Origin of the sequence: Variovorax stachyos (assembly GCF_051400855.1) — a bacterium.
GTDB lineage: Bacteria > Pseudomonadota > Gammaproteobacteria > Burkholderiales > Burkholderiaceae_C > Variovorax.
In genome coordinates, this window is the sequence record NZ_JBLFFN010000004.1 from 425985 (window position 1) to 446581 (window position 20597).

Sequence of the window (20597 nt, forward strand, 5' to 3'; positions counted from 1 at the left end):
GGCTCACGAGGCTATGAGGCGGTACAGGTCCTTGGGGTCGCCGTCCGGCGGCGCCAGGGCGATGTCCTGCCCGACGCCGTGCTCCAGCGCGAGCCGGTAGACCAGGCGCAGCGCGGAGTAGTCCTCCAGCGCGAAACCCACCGAGTCGAAGACCGTGACCTGGGCCTCGTCCTGCCGGCCCGGCTCGGCGCCCGCGAGCACCCGCGACAGCTCGACCACCGGAAAGTCGGCCGGCAGCTGCTGGATCTCGCCTTCGATGCGCGTCTGCGGCGCGTACTCGACGAACACGCGCGCGGCCCTCAGTACGTCCACGTGCAGCTCGGTCTTGCCGGGGCAGTCGCCGCCGACCGCGTTGATGTGCATGCCCGGCTCGATCATCCCGGGCGCGAGGATGGTCGCGCGCGCCTTGCGGGCCGTCAGCGTGCTCACGATGTCCGCGCCGCGCACCGCCTCGGCAATGCCGGCCGCCCGCTGCACGCGCAGCGCCGGATACGCCGCCAGGTTGCGCACCAGCTTGTCGGTCGCGGCCGCGTCGAGGTCGTAGACCCGCAGCTCGTCCACCCCCAGCAGCGCATGGAAGGCCAGGGCCTGGAACTCGGCCTGGGCGCCGTTGCCGATCAGCGCCATGCTGCGCGCATCCGGCCGGGCCACCGCCTGCGCCGCGAGCGCCGACATGGCGGCGGTGCGCAGCGCCGTGGTGAGCGTGAGCTCGGCGAGCAGCAGCGGAAAGCCGGTCTCCACCTCGGCCAGCACGCCGAAGGCCATCACCGTGGGGAGGCCCCGGGCGGTGTTGGCAGGGTGGCCGTTGACGTACTTGAAGGCGTAGTGCCGGGCGTCGGACACCGGCATCAGCTCGATCACGCCCAGTTCCGAATGGCTGGCCAGGCGTGCCGACTTGTCGAATTCGGGCCAGCGCAGGAAATCCTCGCGCAGCGTCCGGGCCAGTGTCTCGAGGAAGCGGGGCGCTCCCGTCGCCCGGACGAGGGTCGACAACGCGTGGATGTCGACGAAGCGGGTGGTTGCCATGTTCGAAAGAAACCTCGGTATTAGTCGGGTAGGCGTTCGCCTACCCGCGTTGACCCTGATGACTCACCGCGCGCAGGCTGTCGCGGCCCATCATGACATTCCAGCAAGGACAAGACCCCGACAACCCTTTCGTTTCGCTGGCGCCACCATGACTTTCAAGACCTATCTGGTTGAAGACAACCCCGTGATCCGGGAGAACCTCGTAGGCTTCCTGGAAGACATCGCGGACGCCACCGTCGTGGCTCATGCAGCGGGCGAGCGCGAGGCGGTCGACTGGCTGGACCGGCATCGCGACGGCTGGGACATGGCCATCGTCGATCTGTTCCTCCAGGACGGCAACGGGCTCGGCGTGGTCGATGCCGTCCGCCGGCGGGCCGCCCACCAGAAAGTCGTGGTGCTCAGCAATTACGCCACGCCCGACATGCGGGCCCGCTCGAAGGCGCTCGGCGCCGATGCCTTCTTCGACAAGTCGGCCGAGATCGAGCTGCTGCTCGACTACTGCGAGAAGCTGAGCCATCGGAACTGAGCTGCGGCGCACACGCAGGCGTTGAGTTCGCGGCGCGCTTGACCTAGAGTGCGCTCGAGCATTTCCAATGAATGAGCCGGGTCGTCCGGTCCATTCAAGAGGAACCATGCCATGAGCGCCACCGCCAACAAGCAGATCATCCAGCACATCCACGCCGAGCTCGCCAAGGGCAACGGCAGGCCTTTCATCGACAGCCTGGCGGAGGATTTCCGCTGGGTCATGAAGGGCCGCACCGCCTGGTCGGGCACCTACGAGGGCCGGCAGGCCGTGCAGGACCAGCTGCTCGCGCCGCTGTACGCCCAGTTCGAGGGCCGCTACCGCAATACCGCCGAGGCCTTCATTGCCGAGGACGACCACGTCGTCGTCCAGTGCCGCGGCGAGGTGAGCACCAAGGCCGGGAAGCGCTACGACAACGAGTACTGCCTGATCTACCGCCTGGCCGATGGCAAGGTGGTGGCCCTGACCGAGTACCTCGACACCGCCCTGGTCGACGCAGTGCTGGAGGCTCCCGCGCGTGCCGGCTAGCCCCAGCCTGCGCATCGGCGAGCTGGCGGCGCGCACCGGCCGCAGCGTGCATGCCATCCGCTGGTACGAGGCCCAGGGCCTGGTGCCCGGGGTGGCGCGCGACGAGAGCGGCCGGCGCGTCTACGGCGAGCTCCACGTGGGCTGGCTGGACCTGATGGAGCGCCTGCGCGCCACCGGCATGTCGATCGCCGAGATGCGCGAGTACACGGCGCTGGTGATGCAGGGCAGCCGCAGCCTGCGCGAGCGCCGCGACCTGCTCGCCGCCCACCGCGAGCGTGTGAACGCCACCATCGCCGAGTGGGAGCGCGCCCTGACCCTGGTCGAAAAGAAGATCGACTTCTACGATGCCTGGATGCAAACCGGCCACCGGCCTGCGTTGATCAGCGCCGAGATGCCGCGACCCGCACGCAAGCCCGCATTGCCCACGCCTTCATCCGCCCGCAAAGCGGCCGGAGGTGCATGAAACCGAAGGAGCCTCGACCTTGCCTGCCGCCACCCACCCCCTCGCCGATGGCGTCGCCTTCGTGCGTGGTGCCTATGTCCCGATCGCCGAGGCCGCGATTCCCATCACCGACTGGGGCTTCCTGCGCTCCGACGCGACCTATGACGTGGTCACGGTCTGGGATGGCGCCTTCTTCCGGCTCGACGCGCACCTGGAGCGCTTCATGCGCAGCTGCGAGCGCTTCCGCCTCGACCCCGGCCTCACGCCGGCGCAGATCACCGAGGTGCTGGCCGAATGCGTGCGGCGCAGCGGCCTGCGCCATTCCTACGTGGAGATGATCGTCACCCGCGGCCAGCCGCCCTGGGGCTCGCGCGATCCGCGGCAGGCGGTGAACCGCTTCTACGCCTTTGCGGTGCCTTTCGTGTGGATTGCCAACGAGGCCCAGCGCGAGCGCGGGCTGCACCTGAAGGTGAGCGCCGTACAGCGCATTCCCGCCGGCTCGGTCGACCCGACCGCCAAGAACTACCACTGGAACGACCTCACCATGGGCCTGCTCGGCGCCCTCGACGCCGGTGCCGACACGGTGGTGCTGAGCGATGCCGACGGCAACGTGGTCGAAGGGCCCGGCTTCAACATCTTCTGCGCGAAGGACGGTGCGCTCGTCACGCCGAAGGACGGCGTGCTCGAAGGCATCTCGCGCCGGACCGTCATCGAGATCGCCCGCGCGCTCGGTATGCCGATCGAACTGCGCGCCCTGCCGGCCGCGGAACTACGCGGCGCCGACGAGGCCTTTCTCACGAGCTCGGGCGGCGGCGTGCTGCCGGTGACGCGCGTCGACGACCGGGTGCTCGGCACCGGCCGGCCGGGGCCGCTCACCCGGAGCCTGCACGCCGTCTACTGGGACTTGCACCGCGACCCGACCTACAGCCAGCCCATCGACTACGCCGGGCGCTGAGCCCTCAGGGCAGCGAAACCCGGCTCAGCACCGCCGGGTCGGCAACCACCTTGTCGACCACGCCGCCGGCGCCGAACACCACCTGGTACTCCGCCCAGGTATCCAGCCAATAGCGCCACACGGGCGCATCGAGCTTCGGGTTCTCGCTGCTGATGGGGTAGCCCAGCGACATCAGCACCTGCTCGCGCGTCATGCCGGGCACCACTTTCATCCCGGCAATGGCGGCGCGCGTTTTTTCCGGGTAGCCGGCCAGCTTGATCTTCGGGTCCTCGGTCACGACGTAGCGTTGGCCGAAGGGGATGCTCGGGATGTCGCGGCTGTAGTCGTTCTTCAGCCGTTGCGGGAGGCCGCCGACACTCAGGTCGACCCAGCGGAAGTCGTAGCCGGTGATGCGCGCGGGCGTCCCCACGGCCACGATGCTCATGCCCTGCTCGTCGTAGTTGATGTCGCTGATCTGCTTGCCGTAGCTGCGCATGTTGCAGCACAGGTAGCCATCGGTCATCGGACCCTGTGCCGGCGCGGGACGCTGGGCGTGGGCGGCGGAAAGGGGAAGGGTGGCCGCCAGGAGGGTGGCAAGGGCGAAGCGCTGGAGCATCGGAACGTTCTCTCGGTTGTTGTTGAGCGCTGCGGCCGGACGGCGCGCAGCGCGGCGATTCTAGGGGCTTGTTACATATTCAGCGCGCTACGAAGTCTCGAAATCGCCGCCGATCGCCTGACTCCTGCGCGCGCCGCCTGAGTCCGAACAGCAGGCGCAGCCAGCCGATGCGGCGGATCAGCCCGTCCGTGAGGAGCCAGCAGCCCCCGACGGTGAAAGCCACCAGCAACAGCGGTTCGAGCACCGGCCCCAGCCGCCAGGGCGCCAGCAGCACGGCGCCGGCCACGATCAAGGTCTGGTGCAGCATGTACCAGGGGTAGACCGACTCGTTGGCCCAGTGCAGCCACGGCCAGGGGCGGTCGAGGTAGCGGCGGGCGTAGCCCAGGATGGCGGCGATCGCCGTCCACAGGTAGAAGGCGCGCAGCCCGCGCAGCAGCCAGGCCTCGGCGCCCGCCGCGCGCAGCGCCAGGTAGGCGGACACGAAGCCCACTGCCAGCGCCAGTGCCCAGCCGCGCAGGCGTTGCAGCTCCCGCCAAAGGCCCTCGTCGATGCCCATCCAGTAGCCGTACAGGAAGACGGTGAAATACAGCGGGTGCAGGTAACCGTCGTGGATCAGGTCGTGGGTGGCCGGGAAGTGCGGCGCCAGCGTCAGCGCGTAGAGCAGCAGCGGCAGGGCGGGCAACACCAGCAGGCGCCAGCGCCGCAGTCCGGTGAAGGCGGCGCGCAGCCGCTGCCCGGCGGCCGAATCCAGCAGCGGCTGCAGCAGCGCCACGGCGGCGGTGTAGACGAAGAGATAAGGCAGGTACCACAGGTGGTTCCAGGTCATGCCGAAATCCGACCCCGCGAAGGCACCCTTCGGCCAGGGCCCCATCCCCAGGTAGCGCAGCATGAAGTCGCCGAAGCCCGGCGCGACCAGGCCGCGAGCCAGCGCCTCGGCATAGGCCTGGTAGGGGACCACCACCGTCATGCCGAAGACCAGCGGCAGCAGGAGGCGCAGCGCGCGCTGCCCGATCAGGGCCAGCGGGTCCCGGCCGCGGAACAGGAAACCCAGCGCCACGCCCGAGACCAGGAACACCAGGTCCATGCGCCAGATGTTGACCACCTGCATCGGCGCCTGCAGCCACGCCGCCGCATGCGGGCTCTTGAGGTGCCAGGGCCACGCAGCCACGTAGTACATGCCGACGTGGTAGAGGATCAGCAGGCCGAAGGCCAGCGCGCGCAGCGCGTCGATGTCGTGGCGGCGGGACGAGTCGGGGGTCATGGGCGGCTCCTGGCGATGCGAAGGCGGCCATGATGGGCGCCGGCCCGGTCCGGGTGGCGGCCTGAGTGACGATCCGCCCCGCTTCGGGGACGAACGGCGGCCACCAGGGACGAAATCCGGGCCCGGATTCACGAGAATGCCGCATGCCCGACGCGCCTCGCGAGACCCCGAAGAACCTGTTCGAGCGCTACCAGCCCTACCGCCGGCGGGTCGAGATCGCCTTCTGGGTGCTGGTGATGGCGCTCCAGGCTGCCTTCAACACCATGGTCGCGGTGATCGACGCCGACAAGCTGGGGCGCGCAGTGCCGACGTGGCAGCCGGTGACCTGGGAGCTGTCCAGCCATCTGGTGCTGCTTGCGCTGGTGCCGGCGGTGGTCGCCTTCGAGCGGCGCTTTCCGCTGACCCTCGGCACGCTGGCCCGCAGCCTGCCCTGGCACCTGCTCGCCACCGTGGTCTTCAGCGTGATCCACGTGGCGGGCATGGTGGGCCTGCGCCAGGCCGTCTACGCATTTTTCGGCAGCCAGTACGACTTCGGCGACTGGTTCGAGCAGTGGGTCTACGAGTACCTGAAGGACGTGCGCACCTATGCGGCGTTCCTGGTCGCCATCCTCAGCTACCGCCTCTTCATGCTGCGCCTGCAGGGCGAGGCGCGCGTGCTCGACGCCCCCGAGGACGCGGCCGAGGCCGCGCCGGCGGTTCCGGAGCAGCCGCCGGCGCGGCCCGAGCGCTTCCTGGTGCGCAAGCTGCGGCGCGAATTCCTGATCGCCGCCAGCGACATCGACTGGCTGCAGGCGCAGGGCAACTACGTCGGCCTGCGGGTCAAAGGGCACGACTACCTGCTGCGCGCCACGCTGACCGACTTCCTGGCCCAGCTCGACCCGGCGCGCTATGCGCGCGTGCACCGCAGCTACGCCGCCAACCTGGACCGCGTGGCCGAAATCGAGCCGCTGGAGGGCGGCGATGCGCGGCTGGTGATGCAGGACGGCACCCGCATCCCCTGCAGCCGGCGCTACCGCGACGCGCTGGGCGCGTGAGGCGCACCGCCGCTCCGAAGGGGAACAGCACCGCAGCCGAAGGCGAAGGCAATCCGCTGAGCAGCCATCCGGGCACCGGCGACAATCGCCGCCTTCCCCGATTCCCCAGCAAGAAAGAAGTCCCCGATGGCCATCCAGTGGTTCCCCGGCCACATGCACCTGACCCGGAAGGCCATTGCCGAGCGCATCGCCGAGATCGACGTGGTCATCGAGCTGCTCGATGCGCGCCTGCCCGGTTCCAGCGCCAACCCGATGCTGGCCGAGCTGACCGGCCACAAGCCCGGGCTCAAGGTGCTCAACAAGCAGGACCTGGCCGATCCCGAGCGCACTGCGCTGTGGCTGGCCCACTACAACGCGCAGCCGGCCACGCGCGCCATCGGGCTCGACGCCAGCCAGGCAGCGCCCGCGCGCCGGCTCGTCGACGCCTGCCGCGAGCTGGCGCCGCAGCGCGGCAGCATGGCCAAGCCGATGCGGGTGCTGATCTGCGGCATCCCCAACGTGGGCAAGTCGACGCTGATCAATACGCTCGTCGGCACCCGCAAGGCGAAGACCGGCGACGAGGCCGGCGTGACCAAGCTGGAGCAGCGCATCGTGCTGGCCGACGGCTTCTACCTCTGGGACACGCCCGGCATGCTGTGGCCGCGCATCATCGTCGCGCAGAGCGGCTACAACCTGGCCGCGAGCGGCGCGATCGGCCGCAATGCCTTCGACGAGGAGCTGGTCGCGCTGGAGCTGCTGGGCTACCTCAAGCGGCACTACGCCGGGCTGCTCGAGGCGCGCTTCAGGCTGGAGGCGGTCGCCGGCCTGGGCGACGAGGAGCTGCTCGAGGCCATCGGCCGCCAGCGCGGCGCCCTGCTGGGCAAAGGTCGCGTCAACCTCCAGAAGGCGGCCGAGATCGTGATGAACGAGTTCCGCAGCGGCAGCCTGGGGCGCATCACGCTGGAGACGCCCGAGGAATTCGTGCAGTGGCTGGCGGCCGGCCAGTTGCTGGATGCGCAGCGGCAGGCGAAGAAGGAGGCGCGAGGGCGAAAGAAGAAGGGGCCGCCGAGCCGCGAGGACGCACCGCCCGGCGATGCCTAGGCCGGCGTGAACCGGGCTTCCTGGGCGATGTAAGGCACATAGCGGAAGTCGCGGATTCCGAGCACGCGCTCCTCACGCCAGACCAGCTCGACGAAGTAGCCGGGATGCTCGGCACCAGGTGCCGGATACACCCCCAGCACCTCGCGCCCGTCGAGCCAGCCCGGCACCAGGTGCCAGTCCTGGAGCCGCGCGTAGTTGGTGAAGTAGAGCGCCACATCACGCCGCCCGGCCGCCTTGCGCCGCGAGACCAGGTCCAGCCGCACGTCGTCTGCCAGCATCGCGCGCACGCCGTCCCAGTCATGGGCATTGAACAGCTGCGCATAGCGCAGCAACGCCGGCTGCACGGCGCGTGCCGGCGCGGGCGGCGCGCTGGCTGCGGAGAGCTGGCGCAGCAGCGCGCGGCCCCGGTGCAGCGCCGCCTTCACCGCCGGCAGGCTGAGCTCGAGCTCGCTCGCGATCTCTTCGACCGAATGGTCCAGCACGTCCTTCAGGATCACGCAGCCGCGCTGGGCCGGTGCAAGCTGGAGGAAGCAGGAGAGCGCCGCGTGCACCGCCTGGTGCCGCGCCAGCGCCTGGTCGGGCTCGCGCGCGGCGTCGTCGGCAACGTCCAGCGCCACGTCGAGCGGCTCGGCGACGCGCTGGCTGTCGTAGCGCCAGCGGTCGATCGCGCGGTTGTGCGCAATGCGGAACAGCCAGGGGCGCAGCGGTGGCAGCTCCTTCAGCTCCGACAGCTGGTAGTAGGCGCGGGCCAGGGTGTCCTGCACCACGTCCTCGCCGTCGGCCACGGACCCGGTCATGCGCGTGCAGTAGCGGTGCAGCTCGGGCCGCACGTCGTCCACCAGCGCGAGGAACTGGCGGCGCGCTTCCTCCAGCGTGCCGAGGATCGCGTCGCGGCCGGGGCCGCCCGGCTCAGCGGTCGAAGAAGCCATAGGAACCGATTTCCTCCAGGTCGGTGGTCGCCGGCGGCGTCTCGCAGCGCTCCCGGAGCTCGGCAAGGAAGGCCTTGAAGTCCGGCAGCGCCGTCAGCGGATTGGCGCCGTCCGGCGCCTCGTTGGAGACCAGGTGGATGAAGCTCTGCCCGTCCGGCAGGCGGAAGGTCGCGTAGCGAAGGCCAACCGGCCGCACCCGGTGCAGCTCCTCGTACACCGCGCGGACGTAGCGCTCGTTCTCGGCCACCCGCTCGGGCTTGACCTTGTACTGGACCATGCGTTTCATGATGGAAGTCCTTTCGCCGGCACGGGCCGGATGAGTCTAGAAGGAAGCTGCCAGCCGGCAAGCGCCGCCAGCAGCGAGAGCGCGGCACCCACGGCCATCGCCTGCGCGAAGCCCTGGCTGAAGGCCTGTGGCGAGGCCAGGCTGCCGCTGCGCGTGAACACCTCCACCATCAGCGCGATGCCGAAGACGCCGCCCAGATAGCGGAAGGTGTTGAAAGTGCCCGAGGCCTTGCCGATCTCCGCCGGCGCCACCGCGCCCAGCACCGCGTTCTGCGCGGCCGGCATGGCCATCGAGACGCCGATGCCGGCGACGACAAGCGGCGGTACCAGCCGCAGGTAGGGCAGCTCGGGCGTCGCGATCAGCGCGATCCAGCCGCTGCCGAGTGCCTGCAGCAGCGTGCCCGCCACCACCAGCGGCCGTTCGCCAACCCGGTTCACCAGGCTGCCGGCCAGCGGTGCCACCACCAGCAGCGTGGCGGTCCAGGGCAGCAGTCGCAGCCCCGCGCCGAACGGCCCTGAACCCTGCGCCTGCAGGAACTGCGGCAGGAAGAACACGGTGCCGTACATCGGCGCGTAGAAGAAAAAGCTGGCTGCGATGCCCGAGGAGAAGGCGCGGGCGCGGAACAGTGCCGGCGGCACCATGGGCGCGGTCGCCAGGCGCTCCCTGACAGCGAAAGCCACGGCCAGCAGCAGGCCGGCCGCGAGGGCGCCGGCCACTTCGGGGCTGGTCCAACCCGCCTCGTGCGCGCGCGTCGGGCCCCACACCAGGCCGAGGACTGCGCCGGTGGCGAGCAGCGCGCCGGGCAGGTCGAGCGCCGCGGCAGGGCCGTGGCTTTCGGGCACGCGGCGCATCACGAGGACGATCAAGGACGCGCCGATGGGCAGGTTGATCCAGAAGATCCAAGGCCAGGCCAGCCCCTCTGCCACCGCCCCGCCCGCGACCGGGCCGGCGATCAGGGCGAGGCCGGTGACGCTGCTGAAGATGCCGAGTGCGCGGGCCCGCTGTTCCTTGGGGAAGGCCGCGCTCAGCAGCGCCATGGCCAGCGGCATGATCAGTGCCGCGCCGACCCCCTGCAATGCGCGCCCGGCGATCAGCGCCGCGACGCTGCCTGCCGCCGCGCACGCCGCCGAAGCCGCCACGAACAGCGCCAGGCCCGCGACCAGCATGCGCCGGCGCCCGAAGCGGTCGCCCAGCGCAGCGCCGGTCAGCAGCAGCACCGCGAAGCTCAGGTTGTAGGCGTTGACGGTCCACTCCAGCGCTTCGATCGGGGCCTCGAGGTCGCGGCCGATCGCGGCCAGGGCGGTGGTGACCACCATGGCGTCCAGCGCCACCAGGAAGGAGACGAGCGAGGCAAGCGCGAGGATCCAGCGTCTTCGGCGCGCCTCGTCGGGCTTCGATTCCGGTGGAAGTGTGGAAGGTGCCATGGAATCTCCTTGTCGCGGGGGTGATGCGACAAGGACGATCGACGTGGCGAAAAGGATGCGGTGCGGCGGTGCCTCGGCGTTCAGGCCTGAGAGTCTTTTTCGCGACCATGCCTCCAGCCTGGCACGGAAAGGTAGTAGCGCCGTGCCCTGCCTAGCCCGGAAGTGTGGAGCACGCCGCGCTGCACGAGATCGGTGAGGTCCCGGGTGGCCGTGGCCTTCGAGGTCTTGCTCATCTTCAGGTACTGCTCGACGTTGAGGCCGCCCGGAAAGCCGCCGTCGCCGGCGTCCAGCAAGCGCCGGACCAGTTGCCGCTGCCGATCGTTGAGTGCCTGTTGTGCGAGGGCCGCCCGGAAACGCGATTTGTCGACGGTGTCCTGGATCAGGTCCATGGACCGTGTGCACGCGTGGCCGAAGGCGTAGGCAAACCATTGGACGAAGCGCGTCACGTCCGTGCTGCCGACCTGCGCGGCTTCCAGTGCGTCGTAGTAGCCGCGGCGGTCCGCGAGCAGCTGCCGCGAGAGACTGTAGAGCCGCGTCGAGGCACCAAGATCCTGCGCGAGGGCCATGTCGGCGCTGGCGCGGCCGATGCGGCCGTTGCCATCCTCGAAGGGGCGGATGGTCTGGAACCACAGGTGGGCGATGGCGGCGCGCGCGATGCCGTCGAGCGCGGGCGACGCGTCACGCCGCGGGGTCGTGGCCGCAAACCAGGACAGGAAGGCGTCCATCTCGCGCGGCACGCTGGAGGAGGGCGGCGCCGTGTAGTGCACCACCTCCCTGCCGGGCAGGCCGCTCACGATCTGCATGGGGGCTTCGTGGTCGCGGAAGCGGCCCACGGCGATGCGCCGGATGCCCGAGGTGCCCCCCGGAAAGAGCGCCGACTGCCAGCGCCAGAGGCGGTCGGCATCCAGCGCTTGCTCGAAGCCGCTGCTGGCGTCCTGCATGATCTCCACCAAGCCGTCGACGACGCGGCTGCAGGGGCCCGAGTCGCCTTCGCCCAGGTGGCGCAGCACCGACGAGCGCACCGCGGTCAGGTCGAGCCTCTCGCCTTCGATCGCGGCCGTGGCGAGGGCCTCGTTCGTCCAGACCTCGCGCTCGATGTTCTGCATTTCGTCCGTGCCGATGGCGCGCGCCATGCCGCGTACCTCGCCCTGACGCTCGCGTGCGTGCAGCAGGGCCGGGCTGGCAGCAGCGACATCGAAGTACAGCTTTGGCCAGTCGGGCAACTGCCAGATGTAGCGGGCTCGAGGCATGCGCCGCATTCTAGGCTTTTGCGGCTCAAATAATGAGCCGCATGACATTCCTTGCGGCTCAGTCGTCCTTCAGGTCAAGATGCGGCCCAAGAACAATTCCGGGTGGAGCCGCCATGCATTACGTCTTTGCACGCATCATCGTCAAACCCGAGGTCGCGGACCTCGCGAAACGCCTCCTTCTCGACCTGGTCTCCAAGTCGCGGCAGGACGAGGGCTGCATGGCCTACGAGCTTTTCCAGCAGACCGCGGCGCCTCATGTGTTCCAGACGGTGGAGCAGTGGAGGGACAAGGCCGATGCCGAGGCGCACATGAAGTCGCTGCATGTCGGCGCGGCGCTCGCCGCGGCCGGCCCGCTGCTTGCGGCGGCGCCCGAGATCGTCGCCTACAGCCGGCTCGCCTAGAGCTCACTGCCTTCGCCTTCGGCCGCGATGCTATCGGCCCTCTGAGCGGCCGTGCGGCTCATGCGCGGGCGTCCGCGCACGCGTGAGTCCGGCGCGCAGCGGTGTCTCTCGCAGCCTGCTAGGCCTCGAAGGCGTGCGCCAGCAGCGCCGCAAAGAGGTTTTTCGAGTGGGCCAGCGCCGCATCCTGCTGGAGCGCGAGGGTATGCAGCGCCGAGATTCGCTGCGCGAAGGCCTCCTGCAGGTGCATCGCCGGCACCATGACCCGCAGCGTGCGCAGCCGCTCCTTGGAGATGTTGGGCATGGAGGCTGCGGTCCCGCTCGCCAGCAGCTGCAGCCCCCTTCGCATGGACGGCGCGCGCAGCAGCGCCCACAGGTAGAGCGGAAGCACGCCCGCGTCCGGACGCAGGCGCAGCCGGAAGATCAGGTCGGGCAGCAGGATCCGGCCGCGGGTCTCCCACACATACGCCGGTGTGCCCACCAGCTCCAGCGTGTTCTTGCGGCTGATCAGCAGGTCGCCGGCGCGCACCTCGTTGCGCGGGTCCGGCTGCTCGGTCTCGGGCAGCGTCTTGTGGTCGGACTCGTCGTAGAGCCCGTTCTTCAACGCACTGAGCCGCAGCACGCCCCATTCGCTCTCGGTCTTCGGGCGGTCGTGGCAGCGGGGGCTCTTGCCGCTGTCGATGCCCTCGAGCAGTTCGCCCAGCTTCACCAGGGGCCAGCCCTTCGGATTGCTCTGCGGGTCGCCGAACATGTCGCCCAGCAGGGCCGGCACCATCAGCTCCGTCAGCGCCCGGCCGCGGCGCCGCAGGCGCACCACGCTGTCGGCGCAGCCGAGCCTGTCGACCAGGCGGCGCTGTTGGTCCAGCTCAGGCACCGGAATGGCAGCGCCTGCCATGTAGGAGGTCGGCACGCGCTGCTGGCCGGCGGTGCCGGTGAGGCTGCGCCTGGCCGCATTGCGGAAGCGCTGCTGGCGCAGGAAGAAGTAGATCCAATCGGGCAGCACGGCCTCGCGGGCGCGCAGCACGTGGAACTCGGTGGAGCCGAAGCCGCGGCCGCCGGCCAGGTCGCGCGCAATCGCCACCTTGCCGTTCTCCATGCAGGGCGTGATCTTCGCGAACAGGACGTCGCCTTCGGCAAAAGGGGTATAGCCCTTCCTCACCTCGCCGAAGTGCCGCACCATGCGCTGGGCGATGGTGGCGCTGATCTCGTCCACCGCGGCCATCGGCACGAAGGCGACCTCGCTGTGCTCCTGCAGGCCGTGGTCCTTCGGCAGCCTGGGATTGATCTCGCAGACCTCGCCCAGCGTGGCCATTCGGGCGCGCGGGCGGGTCGAATCACGTTGGCCTTTGGGCAGCCCTGCAATGCTCATTGATTAACTTCCCTGATCTTTTTTCTGATCTTGTCATTTCACGGATCCAGTTCCGAGAGCAAGGCGCGCAGCGTCTCGACCTCTTTCTCGATCTCGGCTTCGATGGCGGCGAGTTCGTCTAGGAGCTCGCGCGGGTCCTGGTGTTCGATCTGCGAGGGGCTCATCGGCCGGTAGCGGCTGGCCGAGAGGCCGAAGTCGTTCGCGCGCAGCGCCGAGGCATCGGCAAACCACCATTTCTCGTGCCATTCGGCGGCCGGGTCGCGCGCCTGCCAGCGTGCCCATGCCGCCTCGCGCCCGATGAAGGCCTGCGCCAGCGCGGGCAGGTCGTCGGACTCGATGGGCGTGTCGTGGTTGGCGTCGAGACGGTAGCCGTCGTCCTCGACATGCAGGAACATCACGCGCTGCGTGCGGCCGCCGCGGCGAAAGAAGAGCACCGATGTCTTCACCCCCGAATAGGGCTGGAACACGCCGCCGGGCAGGCTCATCACCGCCTCGACGCAATGCTGATCGATCAGCTGGCTGCGCAGCTCGCGGTGCGCGATCGTCGAACCGAAGAGCACGCCCTCGGGCACCACGACCGCGGCCCGGCCGTCAGGCCGCAGGCTGTCGAGCATGTACTTGAGGAACAGCAGCTCGGTGGCGCTGGTGCTGCCGAGCTTCACCTCGTCGACGATGCGATCCTTGTCGATGCGGCCGGAGAAGGGTGGATTCGCGAGCACGACGTGGAAGCCTTCGCCAGGCAGGCCGAGCCGGGTCTTCACGGCTTCGCCCAGATGGGTGGTCAGCACGTTGCGCTGCAGGATGCGCACGTGGGCCAGGCCGCGCAGCGTGAGGTTCATGGTCGCCAGGCGCACCATCTTCGGGTCGACGTCGTTGCCGAAGAAGGTGCCGCGCTGCAGCGTGGCGAGCTGCGCGTCGGAGAGCAGGTCGCCCATGCCCCGGCGGTGCGTCTTGCCCTCGAGCTCGGCTTCCACAATGCTGCCCGGCGAGGAGTTGGCCAGGCGCATGTGGTTGTAGGCCGCCACCAGGAAACCGGCGGTGCCGGCGGCCGGGTCGTAGACGGTCTCCCCCACCTTCGGGTCGATCATCTCGACGATGGCGCGGATCACGTGGCGCGGCGTGCGGAACTGGCCCAGCTCGCCGGCCTGCTTCATCTGGCGCAGCACGTGCTCGAACAGGTCGCCCTTGGTGTCGGCGTCGGCCTGGTCCAGGCGCAGGTCGCCGACCAGGCGCACGACCTGCGTCAACACCGTCGGCTCATCGATGCCCAGGCGCGCGCCGCGCATGAAGTCATGGGCCGAGGCCTCGCCGATCTCGGCAAAGAAGGGGAAGACCTCGTCGCGCACGAAGCGCACCAGCGCATCGCCCGACAAGGTCTGCGACCACCACGACCAGCGGAAGCGGCTGCGCGGGATGCAGGTGACGCCGTTGTGCAGCACCGTCAGCGGCGGCATCCCTTCGCGCGCGCCCGGCACGTGGGCGTTGGCGGGGTTGCGCAGCTCCCACTCGCCCTCGAACAGGCTGCGGAACGGGACGTCGAGTACCTCGGCGCGCCTTTCTGCTTCGGCGTCGAGGCCCTGGACCAGATAGAAGAAGAACAGGAAGCAGAGCTGTTCGGTGTTGCCGACGGGATCCGGATAGCCGCCGCCAAAGAGGTAGTCGCGAATCTGGTCGATCGACCGTCGCATGTCGGCAGTCAGGGGCATGAGGGGAGGGGGCTCGAAAACATTTTGTTGTGGGCGCGAGTCTACGAGGCAAATGGGGGGAGGGCCGCCATCCGCCGTGGAGCAAACTAAAGGACTCGTATCACAACAGGCCGCAGCGCCACTCTGCCATGACCGCGATCCTCCCGCGCCTCGAAGTCGTCCAGCGCGATCTCTCCGCCTATCGCCAGGGCAACACCGGCGTCGACTACGTCCACCGCTTCGAATCCGGCAAGCCGGGCCCGCATGTGTTGATCAACGCGTTGACCCACGGCAACGAGATCTGCGGGATGGTGGCCGCCACCCGTCTGCTCGACAGCGGCGTGCGCCCGAGGATCGGCACGCTCACCGTGAGCTTCGCCCACGTGGAGGCGTACAACGCTTTCGACGCGGAGAAGCCCTTCGAGAACCGGCAGCTGGTGCACAACCTCAACCGCGTCTGGTCCGACGAGTGGCTGGAGGGCCCCGAGGACAGCCCCGAGCTGCGCCGGGCCCGCGCGCTGCGGCCGGTGGTGGCCGCGGCGGACCACATCCTCGACCTGCACTCCACCAGCCAGGACGTGGTGCCTTTCTGGGTGTATCCGGCCTTCGCGCGCAACGCGGCGGTGGCGCTGGCGATCGGCCGGCCCTCGGTGCACCTGGTGATGCCCAAGGGCCTGGGCTCCGGCACGCCGCTGATCCAGCACGGACGCCATGGCGAGGACGAAGGGCCGGCCGGCGCGGCGCTGGTGGCCGAGTGCGGACAGCATTTCCTGCAAGCCACGGCCGACACGGCGGTGGCGGTGACTTTCGATTTCCTGGCTCATTTCGGCTTGGTCGAGCGCGAAGCCGAAACACCGGCACCCGGGCCGCAGCGGCGCTTCGAGCTGCTGCAGACGCGCATGGTCAAGACGCCCGAATTCCGCTTCGTGCGGCCGCTCGTCGGCTTCGAGGTGTTTGCGAAGGACGAGCTGATCGCGATCGATGGCGAGGAGGAGATCCGCGCGCCTTGCGACGATTGCACGGTGCTGATGCCGGCGCGGGTGCCGATCGTGGGGCGGGAAGGGGTCTACCTGACCCGGCCTCTGTAGCCGCCGTTCCTTTACTTGCCCCAACTGTCCTTCATCCCGGCCGCGCGGTTGAACACCAGGCCGCCCGCTGTGCCCTGACGGCTGTCCGGCACGAAGTACCCGTGCCGCTCGAACTGGAAGGCCTCGCCTTCCTTGGCTTTGGCGAGCGCCGGTTCGACATAGGCCTGCGCCACCACCAGGCTGCTCGGGTTCAACTCGTCCTGCACCTCGCCGCTACCAGGCTGCGCTGCCGCGAACAGGCGTTCGTACAGCCTCACCTCGGCCGGCACCGCATCAGCGGCTGCCACCCAGGTGATGTTGCCCTTGACCTTGATCGCATCCGCGCCGGGCGTGCCGCTCTTGGTGTCGGGCACCAGCTTCGCCTGCACTTCGACCAGCTTGCCGTCCGCATCGCGCGTGCCGCCGGTGCACTCGATGACGTGGCCGTACTTGAGACGCACCTTGTTGCCGGGGAAGAGGCGGAAGAAGCCCTTGGGCTGCACGTCCTCGTAGTCGGTCCGCTCGATCCATACCTCGCGGCCGAGCTTGAAGCTGCGCTTGCCCATCTCCGGATGGTGCGGGTGCACGGGTGCCGTGCATTCGTCGAGGAAGCCGGCGCCCATCAGCTCGTCCCAGTTGGTGATGACCAGCCGGACCGGGTCGAGCACGGCCATCGCGCGCGGTGCCACCGGGTCGAGGGTGTCGCGCAATGCCGCCTCGAGGCTGGCATAGTCGATCCAGCCGCCCGACTTGGTGACGCCCGAACGCTCGCAGAAGAGCTTCAGCGCCTCGGGCGTGTAGCCGCGGCGGCGCAGGCCTGCCAGGGTGGGCATGCGGGGGTCGTCCCAGCCGTCCACGTGGCCTTCCTCGACCAGCTGGCGCAGGCGGCGCTTGCTGGTGATCACGTGGGTGACGTTGAGGCGTGCGAACTCGTACTGGCGCGGATGCGGCGAGGCGATCAGGCCGCCCGCGGCGAGATGGTCCAGCAGCCAGTCGTAGAAGGGGCGCTGGTCCTCGAACTCCAGCGTGCAGATGCTGTGGGTGATCTGCTCCAGCGCGTCCTCGATGGGATGGGCGAAGGTGTACATCGGGTAGATGCACCACTTGTCCCCGGTGTTGTGATGGGTCGCGCGGCGGATGCGGTAGAGCGCCGGGTCCCGCATGTTGATGTTGGGGCTGGCCATGTCGATCTTCGCGCGCAGTACGGCGGCGCCGTCGGGCAGTTGGCCGTCGCGCATGGCCCGGAAGCGCGCGAGATTCTCGTCCGCCGTGCGGTTGCGGTTGGGGCTGTCGGTGCCGGGGGTGTTGAAGTCGCCGCGGGTGGCGCGGATCTGCTCGGCGCTCTGTTCGTCGACATAGGCGAGGCCTGCGCCGATCAGGTACTCGGCCGCGCGGTACATGAAGTCGAAGTAGTTGCTGGCGAAGTAGACGTGCTCGTTGGGCTGGCCGGGCCGGGCCGGATCGTCTGCCAGGCTGGAGTCGTAGCCCAGCCACTTCACCGCGTCGCGGATGGCGTCGACGTATTCCTGCTCTTCCTTTTCGGGGTTGGTGTCGTCGTAGCGCAGGTGGCACACGCCGCCGTATTCGCGGGCCAGCTCGAAGTTGAGCCAGATGCTCTTGGCGTGGCCGATGTGCAGGTAGCCGTTCGGTTCCGGCGGGAAGCGCAGGCGCACGCGAGCCGGGTCCGGCATGCCCTGCGCATGGTGCGCTGCGTCGCCGGGAGAGCCGCCCCAGCGGCGGCCCGCGTAGTGGCCCTGTTGGAGGTCGTTTTCGATGACGTGGCGCAGGAAATTGCTCGGTTTGGCGGTGTCGTGGTCGGCAGCGGAAGTCATCTCTTCATTCTAGGTGGCGCTTCGGTGGAGTTACTTTTGGAAACGTTCTTCACGGAGCAGTGTGAACCGGGTTGACATTTGCTGCGTTCAATACGTGCATGGACGCACACCGTCCCCCTAACAAGGAGTCCACATGAGCCTCACCCGTTCCACATTCTTCAAATGGGCTGCTGCCGCCGCCGTTGCAGCGGGCGCGCTGTTCACTGCCGCTTCGGCCAATGCTCGCGGCGACGTGAGCTGGTCGGTCGGCATCAGCGCACCCGGCGTGGTGGTCGGCGTGGCGGCTCCCCCGGTGTATTACGCACCGCCCCCGCCGGTTTACTACCGCCCGGCCGCCCCGGTCTACTACGCGCCGCCGCCGCCGGTCTACTACCGTCCGGCTCCGGTGTATTACGGGCCGCCTCCCGTTTACTACGGCCCGCCGCGGGGCTACTATCGCGGCCACGGCTATGGCCATCGGCACGGCCACTGGCGTTGATCGGCGACAGCCAAGATTGCCTGCTGTCACATGAAAGAACCGGCCCCTTCGGCCGGTTTTTTTCATCGCCTGGCCGCCCCAGGATGAAAAGCGCCTCCTTGTGGGGGCAGCGACCACACGAAGTGGGGGGCGTCGGGGCCATGTTCATGGCGCTCACATGGCCTTGAAGAGGTGCGCGTAGAGGCGGCTGACCGGGATCTTCTCCTCACGGCCGCGCAGGACCAGGTGCAGCTTGCCGGCCTCGTCGCGGTGCACCGACTCGATGGCGTCGCTGCGCACCACGATGGCCCGGTGCACCTGCCAGAACACGCCGGCATCGAGCTGCGGCAGCAGCTGCTTGAGGGGGGTTCGGATCAAGTATTCGCGGGAAGTGGTGAGCACGCGCACGTACTTGTCGGCGGCCTCGAAGTACTGCACCTCCTCGATGGGGACCATGCGCACCGTGCTGCCTGCAGTGCCTGCCTCGCTCGCCGCGATCAGCTTGAGGGGGGCAGTGCCCGCCACGCCGGGAAGGGCTGCCGCGCCGCCGGCTGCGGCCAGCAACTGGCGCCACTGCGACAGCGTACCGGCCAGCACCTCTTCGGCGCTGCGCGCGGACCCGTTGCGCTGCACTGGCTCCAGGGCCTGGCGCAGCCGCGCGACCGTGCGCCGCAGCCGTTCGGGCTGCACCGGCTTCAGCACATAGTCGATGGCCTGGGCATCGAAGGCGCGGGCGGCGTATTCGTCGTAGGCGGTGACGAAGACCAGTTGGGGCATCGGTGCCTCGTCCGCGGGCCAGGCGTCGGCCAGCTCGGCGGCGGCGGCCAGGCCGTCCTGGCCCGGCATGCGGATGTCGAAGAACAGCACCTGCGGCAGCAGCCGCAGCGCCTCGCGCACCGCGCTGCGGCCATCGGCGACGGTGGCGAGCACCTCGAGCTCGGGCCAGGCGGCTGCAAGCTCGGCGCGCAGGGCTTGGGCCAGCAGGGGTTCGTCTTCGGCGATGAGGGCGGTGGTCTTCATGCGGGCAGCGGGAGGATGATGGTGGCGCAGGTGCCACCGGCCGGGTGCGGCGCCAGCTGCAGGGCGCCTTCCACGCCGTACGCTGTGGCGAGGCGCTCTCGCACCTGCGAGAGCCCGAACCCGCCATCAGAGGCCGGCGCGCCGGCGCTATCCGCGATGCCTACGCCGGTGTCTCGCACCTCGATCACCAGGCGCCGGCCTTCGCGCCGCGCGCCGATCGCGATCTCGCCGCCCTCGACCTTCGGCTCCAGTCCGTGGCGGATCGCATTCTCCACGAGCGGCTGCAGCAGCAGCGGCGGCACGGGCACCTCCCGCAGGTCCTCGGGCAGCTCGAGCCGGCAGGCGAGCCGCGGGCCCATGCGCACGGACATCAGCTCCAGGTAGTCGCCCAGCCGCTGGAACTCGGCCGCGAGCGGATGCGCGAGCGCGCGCGAGCCGCTGAGGGTCACGCGCAGGTAGCTGTTGAGGCAGTCGAGCATGGCCACGGCGCGCGGCGGGTCGGTAGCGATCAGCACGCGCAGGTTGGCCAGCGTGTTGAACAGCATGTGCGGCTCAAGCTGGGCCTCCAGCAGCTTGAGGCGCGCATCGGCGGCGTCGCGCTGGGCCAGTGCGATCTCGCCTTCGAGGTATTTGCTCTTGCCGCGGCTGTAGTAGAAGTAGCAGATGACCACGCAGGCCACCACCGTGATCAGCATCGTGGAGGCGAGCTTGTCGCGCGAGAAGCTCAGGAACTCCAGCAGGGGCTTGCCGGTCCAGGCGTCGCCGATCGCGTTGCCGCCGAGGAAGCCGACCACGATGCCCACGATGACCAGCGCCACACCGCGCCAACCGTGCGGCCAGGGTACTGCGTCGGGGCCGGCGAGTAGCAGCCGGCCGATGTCCACGACCAGCCAGCTGATGAGTCCGATGGAGAGCGAATAGACGAACTGCGGCGCCCAGGCGCCACGGCCCGAGAGCGACAGCCCGACGGCGATGATGCAGCAGAAGCCGGCGGTCGAGATGCCGTGCCGCAGCACGTGCCGGAGATTGGCCGGCGAGAAGTTGCGTGCCAGGGTTTCGCTCACCCGCGGTCTCCGCGCTCTGCATGCTCTGCGCGCTCTCCGCGGCGAAGCGCCTTGCGCTCGCGGTCGAGCAGCCGGTCGTAGACATTGCCGCCCGGAGCGACGAAGAACACCACGGCGCCATGGATCAGGAGCCCCAGGCCCCAGCCGAGCAGTGGGTACATGGCCCAGTCCTGCCCGCGCGAGCTCGCCAGGATCACGAGGAACAGGTTGACCAGCACGTAGACGGTGGCATGGATGTACCAGCCCATCTTGGCGCCGGCACGGCGGCGGGCCAGGCGTTCGAGCGGGTCGTTCGATGGGTGAAGGTCGTTGGTCATGGTGGACTCTCCGATGATTGAGGATTCTTGCGGAAGAAGAGGAAGAATGGGCGGT

The 20597-nt window shown here is 69.3% G+C and carries 22 protein-coding genes; 9 read left to right on the top strand and 13 right to left on the bottom strand.

Features of this window, described 5'->3' with window-relative positions:
• Nucleotides 1–3 precede the first annotated feature (3 nt).
• Complete coding sequence (ocd, locus tag ACMGEZ_RS10200; protein ID WP_436822148.1) at nucleotides 4–1026, bottom strand: ornithine cyclodeaminase; 1023 nt, start codon at nucleotides 1024–1026, stop codon at nucleotides 4–6.
• A gap of 148 nt (nucleotides 1027–1174) precedes the next feature.
• Here ocd and ACMGEZ_RS10205 point away from each other — a divergent pair, with 148 nt between their 5' ends.
• From ACMGEZ_RS10205 to ACMGEZ_RS10220, 4 genes are all read left to right on the top strand, one after another.
• Nucleotides 1175–1552 carry a response regulator gene (locus tag ACMGEZ_RS10205; protein ID WP_436822149.1) on the top strand — a complete coding sequence of 126 codons (378 nt, stop codon included), beginning with the start codon at nucleotides 1175–1177 and terminating at the stop codon, nucleotides 1550–1552.
• Nucleotides 1553–1663: 111 nt separating this feature from the next.
• Nucleotides 1664–2077, top strand: coding sequence for a nuclear transport factor 2 family protein (locus tag ACMGEZ_RS10210; RefSeq protein ID WP_436822150.1), 414 nt, complete (start codon nucleotides 1664–1666; stop codon nucleotides 2075–2077).
• Entirely contained in the window at nucleotides 2067–2540 is a 474-nt protein-coding gene (locus tag ACMGEZ_RS10215; protein ID WP_436822151.1) for a MerR family transcriptional regulator, read from the top strand. Before ACMGEZ_RS10210 ends, ACMGEZ_RS10215 begins: the two co-directional genes overlap by 11 nt.
• Nucleotides 2541–2559: 19 nt before the next feature.
• Entirely contained in the window at nucleotides 2560–3474 is a 915-nt protein-coding gene (locus tag ACMGEZ_RS10220; RefSeq protein ID WP_436822152.1) for an aminotransferase class IV, read from the top strand.
• Nucleotides 3475–3478: 4 nt separating this feature from the next.
• On the opposite strand, the gene ACMGEZ_RS10225 is transcribed toward ACMGEZ_RS10220, so the two are convergent.
• On the bottom strand, nucleotides 3479–4069 hold the full coding sequence (locus ACMGEZ_RS10225) for a cell envelope protein SmpA (RefSeq protein ID WP_436822153.1): 591 nt from the start codon (nucleotides 4067–4069) through the stop codon (nucleotides 3479–3481).
• Nucleotides 4070–4148: 79 nt separating this feature from the next.
• The gene (locus ACMGEZ_RS10230; protein WP_436822154.1) at nucleotides 4149–5330 is read right to left on the bottom strand and encodes an acyltransferase family protein; all 1182 of its coding nucleotides are present in this window, start codon (nucleotides 5328–5330) and stop codon (nucleotides 4149–4151) included.
• A gap of 143 nt (nucleotides 5331–5473) precedes the next feature.
• Here ACMGEZ_RS10230 and ACMGEZ_RS10235 point away from each other — a divergent pair, with 143 nt between their 5' ends.
• Both ACMGEZ_RS10235 and ylqF read left to right on the top strand, forming a co-directional pair.
• Entirely contained in the window at nucleotides 5474–6364 is an 891-nt protein-coding gene (locus ACMGEZ_RS10235; RefSeq protein WP_436822155.1) for a LytTR family DNA-binding domain-containing protein, read from the top strand.
• Nucleotides 6365–6490: 126 nt separating this feature from the next.
• Entirely contained in the window at nucleotides 6491–7444 is a 954-nt protein-coding gene (gene ylqF, locus ACMGEZ_RS10240) for a ribosome biogenesis GTPase YlqF (RefSeq protein WP_436822156.1), read from the top strand.
• Here ylqF and ACMGEZ_RS10245 read toward each other — a convergent pair.
• From ACMGEZ_RS10245 to ACMGEZ_RS10260, 4 genes are all read right to left on the bottom strand, one after another.
• Complete coding sequence (locus ACMGEZ_RS10245; RefSeq protein ID WP_436822157.1) at nucleotides 7441–8373, bottom strand: RNA polymerase sigma factor; 933 nt, start codon at nucleotides 8371–8373, stop codon at nucleotides 7441–7443. The two genes, ylqF and ACMGEZ_RS10245, sit on opposite strands and share 4 nt — an antisense overlap.
• Nucleotides 8354–8659 carry a hypothetical protein gene (locus tag ACMGEZ_RS10250; RefSeq protein WP_436822158.1) on the bottom strand — a complete coding sequence of 102 codons (306 nt, stop codon included), beginning with the start codon at nucleotides 8657–8659 and terminating at the stop codon, nucleotides 8354–8356. The genes ACMGEZ_RS10245 and ACMGEZ_RS10250 overlap by 20 nt, the downstream gene beginning before the upstream one ends.
• Entirely contained in the window at nucleotides 8656–10083 is a 1428-nt protein-coding gene (locus ACMGEZ_RS10255) for an MFS transporter (RefSeq protein ID WP_436822159.1), read from the bottom strand. Before ACMGEZ_RS10255 ends, ACMGEZ_RS10250 begins: the two co-directional genes overlap by 4 nt.
• A gap of 80 nt (nucleotides 10084–10163) precedes the next feature.
• Nucleotides 10164–11333, bottom strand: a complete 1170-nt coding sequence (locus ACMGEZ_RS10260; protein ID WP_436822160.1) for a Fic family protein — start codon at nucleotides 11331–11333, stop codon at nucleotides 10164–10166.
• 113 nt (nucleotides 11334–11446) lie between these two features.
• Between ACMGEZ_RS10260 and ACMGEZ_RS10265 the strand changes: the two genes are divergently transcribed.
• On the top strand, nucleotides 11447–11734 hold the full coding sequence (locus ACMGEZ_RS10265) for a putative quinol monooxygenase (RefSeq protein WP_436822161.1): 288 nt from the start codon (nucleotides 11447–11449) through the stop codon (nucleotides 11732–11734).
• 118 nt (nucleotides 11735–11852) lie between these two features.
• Here the strand turns inward: ACMGEZ_RS10265 and ACMGEZ_RS10270 are convergent, their stop codons facing one another.
• Both ACMGEZ_RS10270 and ACMGEZ_RS10275 read right to left on the bottom strand, forming a co-directional pair.
• A complete protein-coding gene (locus ACMGEZ_RS10270; RefSeq protein ID WP_436822162.1) occupies nucleotides 11853–13100 on the bottom strand; it encodes a restriction endonuclease subunit S in 1248 nt (415 codons plus the stop codon).
• A gap of 38 nt (nucleotides 13101–13138) precedes the next feature.
• Nucleotides 13139–14806, bottom strand: a complete 1668-nt coding sequence (locus tag ACMGEZ_RS10275; protein ID WP_436822163.1) for an HsdM family class I SAM-dependent methyltransferase — start codon at nucleotides 14804–14806, stop codon at nucleotides 13139–13141.
• 128 nt (nucleotides 14807–14934) lie between these two features.
• Between ACMGEZ_RS10275 and ACMGEZ_RS10280 the strand changes: the two genes are divergently transcribed.
• The gene (locus ACMGEZ_RS10280; RefSeq protein WP_436822164.1) at nucleotides 14935–15873 is read left to right on the top strand and encodes a M14 family metallopeptidase; all 939 of its coding nucleotides are present in this window, start codon (nucleotides 14935–14937) and stop codon (nucleotides 15871–15873) included.
• Between the two features lie 11 nt (nucleotides 15874–15884).
• Here ACMGEZ_RS10280 and ACMGEZ_RS10285 read toward each other — a convergent pair whose 3' ends face one another.
• On the bottom strand, nucleotides 15885–17684 hold the full coding sequence (locus tag ACMGEZ_RS10285) for a glutamine--tRNA ligase/YqeY domain fusion protein (RefSeq protein WP_436822165.1): 1800 nt from the start codon (nucleotides 17682–17684) through the stop codon (nucleotides 15885–15887).
• 133 nt (nucleotides 17685–17817) lie between these two features.
• Here ACMGEZ_RS10285 and ACMGEZ_RS10290 point away from each other — a divergent pair, with 133 nt between their 5' ends.
• Nucleotides 17818–18162: a hypothetical protein gene (locus ACMGEZ_RS10290; RefSeq protein ID WP_436822166.1), complete on the top strand. Its 345-nt coding sequence runs from the start codon at nucleotides 17818–17820 to the stop codon at nucleotides 18160–18162.
• Nucleotides 18163–18315: 153 nt separating this feature from the next.
• Here the strand turns inward: ACMGEZ_RS10290 and ACMGEZ_RS10295 are convergent, their stop codons facing one another.
• From ACMGEZ_RS10295 to ACMGEZ_RS10305, 3 genes are read right to left on the bottom strand one after another with little or no spacing between them, the layout of a single operon-like run.
• Nucleotides 18316–19161 carry a LytR/AlgR family response regulator transcription factor gene (locus ACMGEZ_RS10295; protein WP_436822167.1) on the bottom strand — a complete coding sequence of 282 codons (846 nt, stop codon included), beginning with the start codon at nucleotides 19159–19161 and terminating at the stop codon, nucleotides 18316–18318.
• Nucleotides 19158–20225, bottom strand: a complete 1068-nt coding sequence (locus ACMGEZ_RS10300) for a sensor histidine kinase (RefSeq protein ID WP_436822168.1) — start codon at nucleotides 20223–20225, stop codon at nucleotides 19158–19160. The genes ACMGEZ_RS10295 and ACMGEZ_RS10300 overlap by 4 nt, the downstream gene beginning before the upstream one ends.
• Nucleotides 20222–20542 carry a 2TM domain-containing protein gene (locus ACMGEZ_RS10305; protein WP_436822169.1) on the bottom strand — a complete coding sequence of 107 codons (321 nt, stop codon included), beginning with the start codon at nucleotides 20540–20542 and terminating at the stop codon, nucleotides 20222–20224. The genes ACMGEZ_RS10300 and ACMGEZ_RS10305 overlap by 4 nt, the downstream gene beginning before the upstream one ends.
• Nucleotides 20543–20597 lie beyond the last annotated feature (55 nt).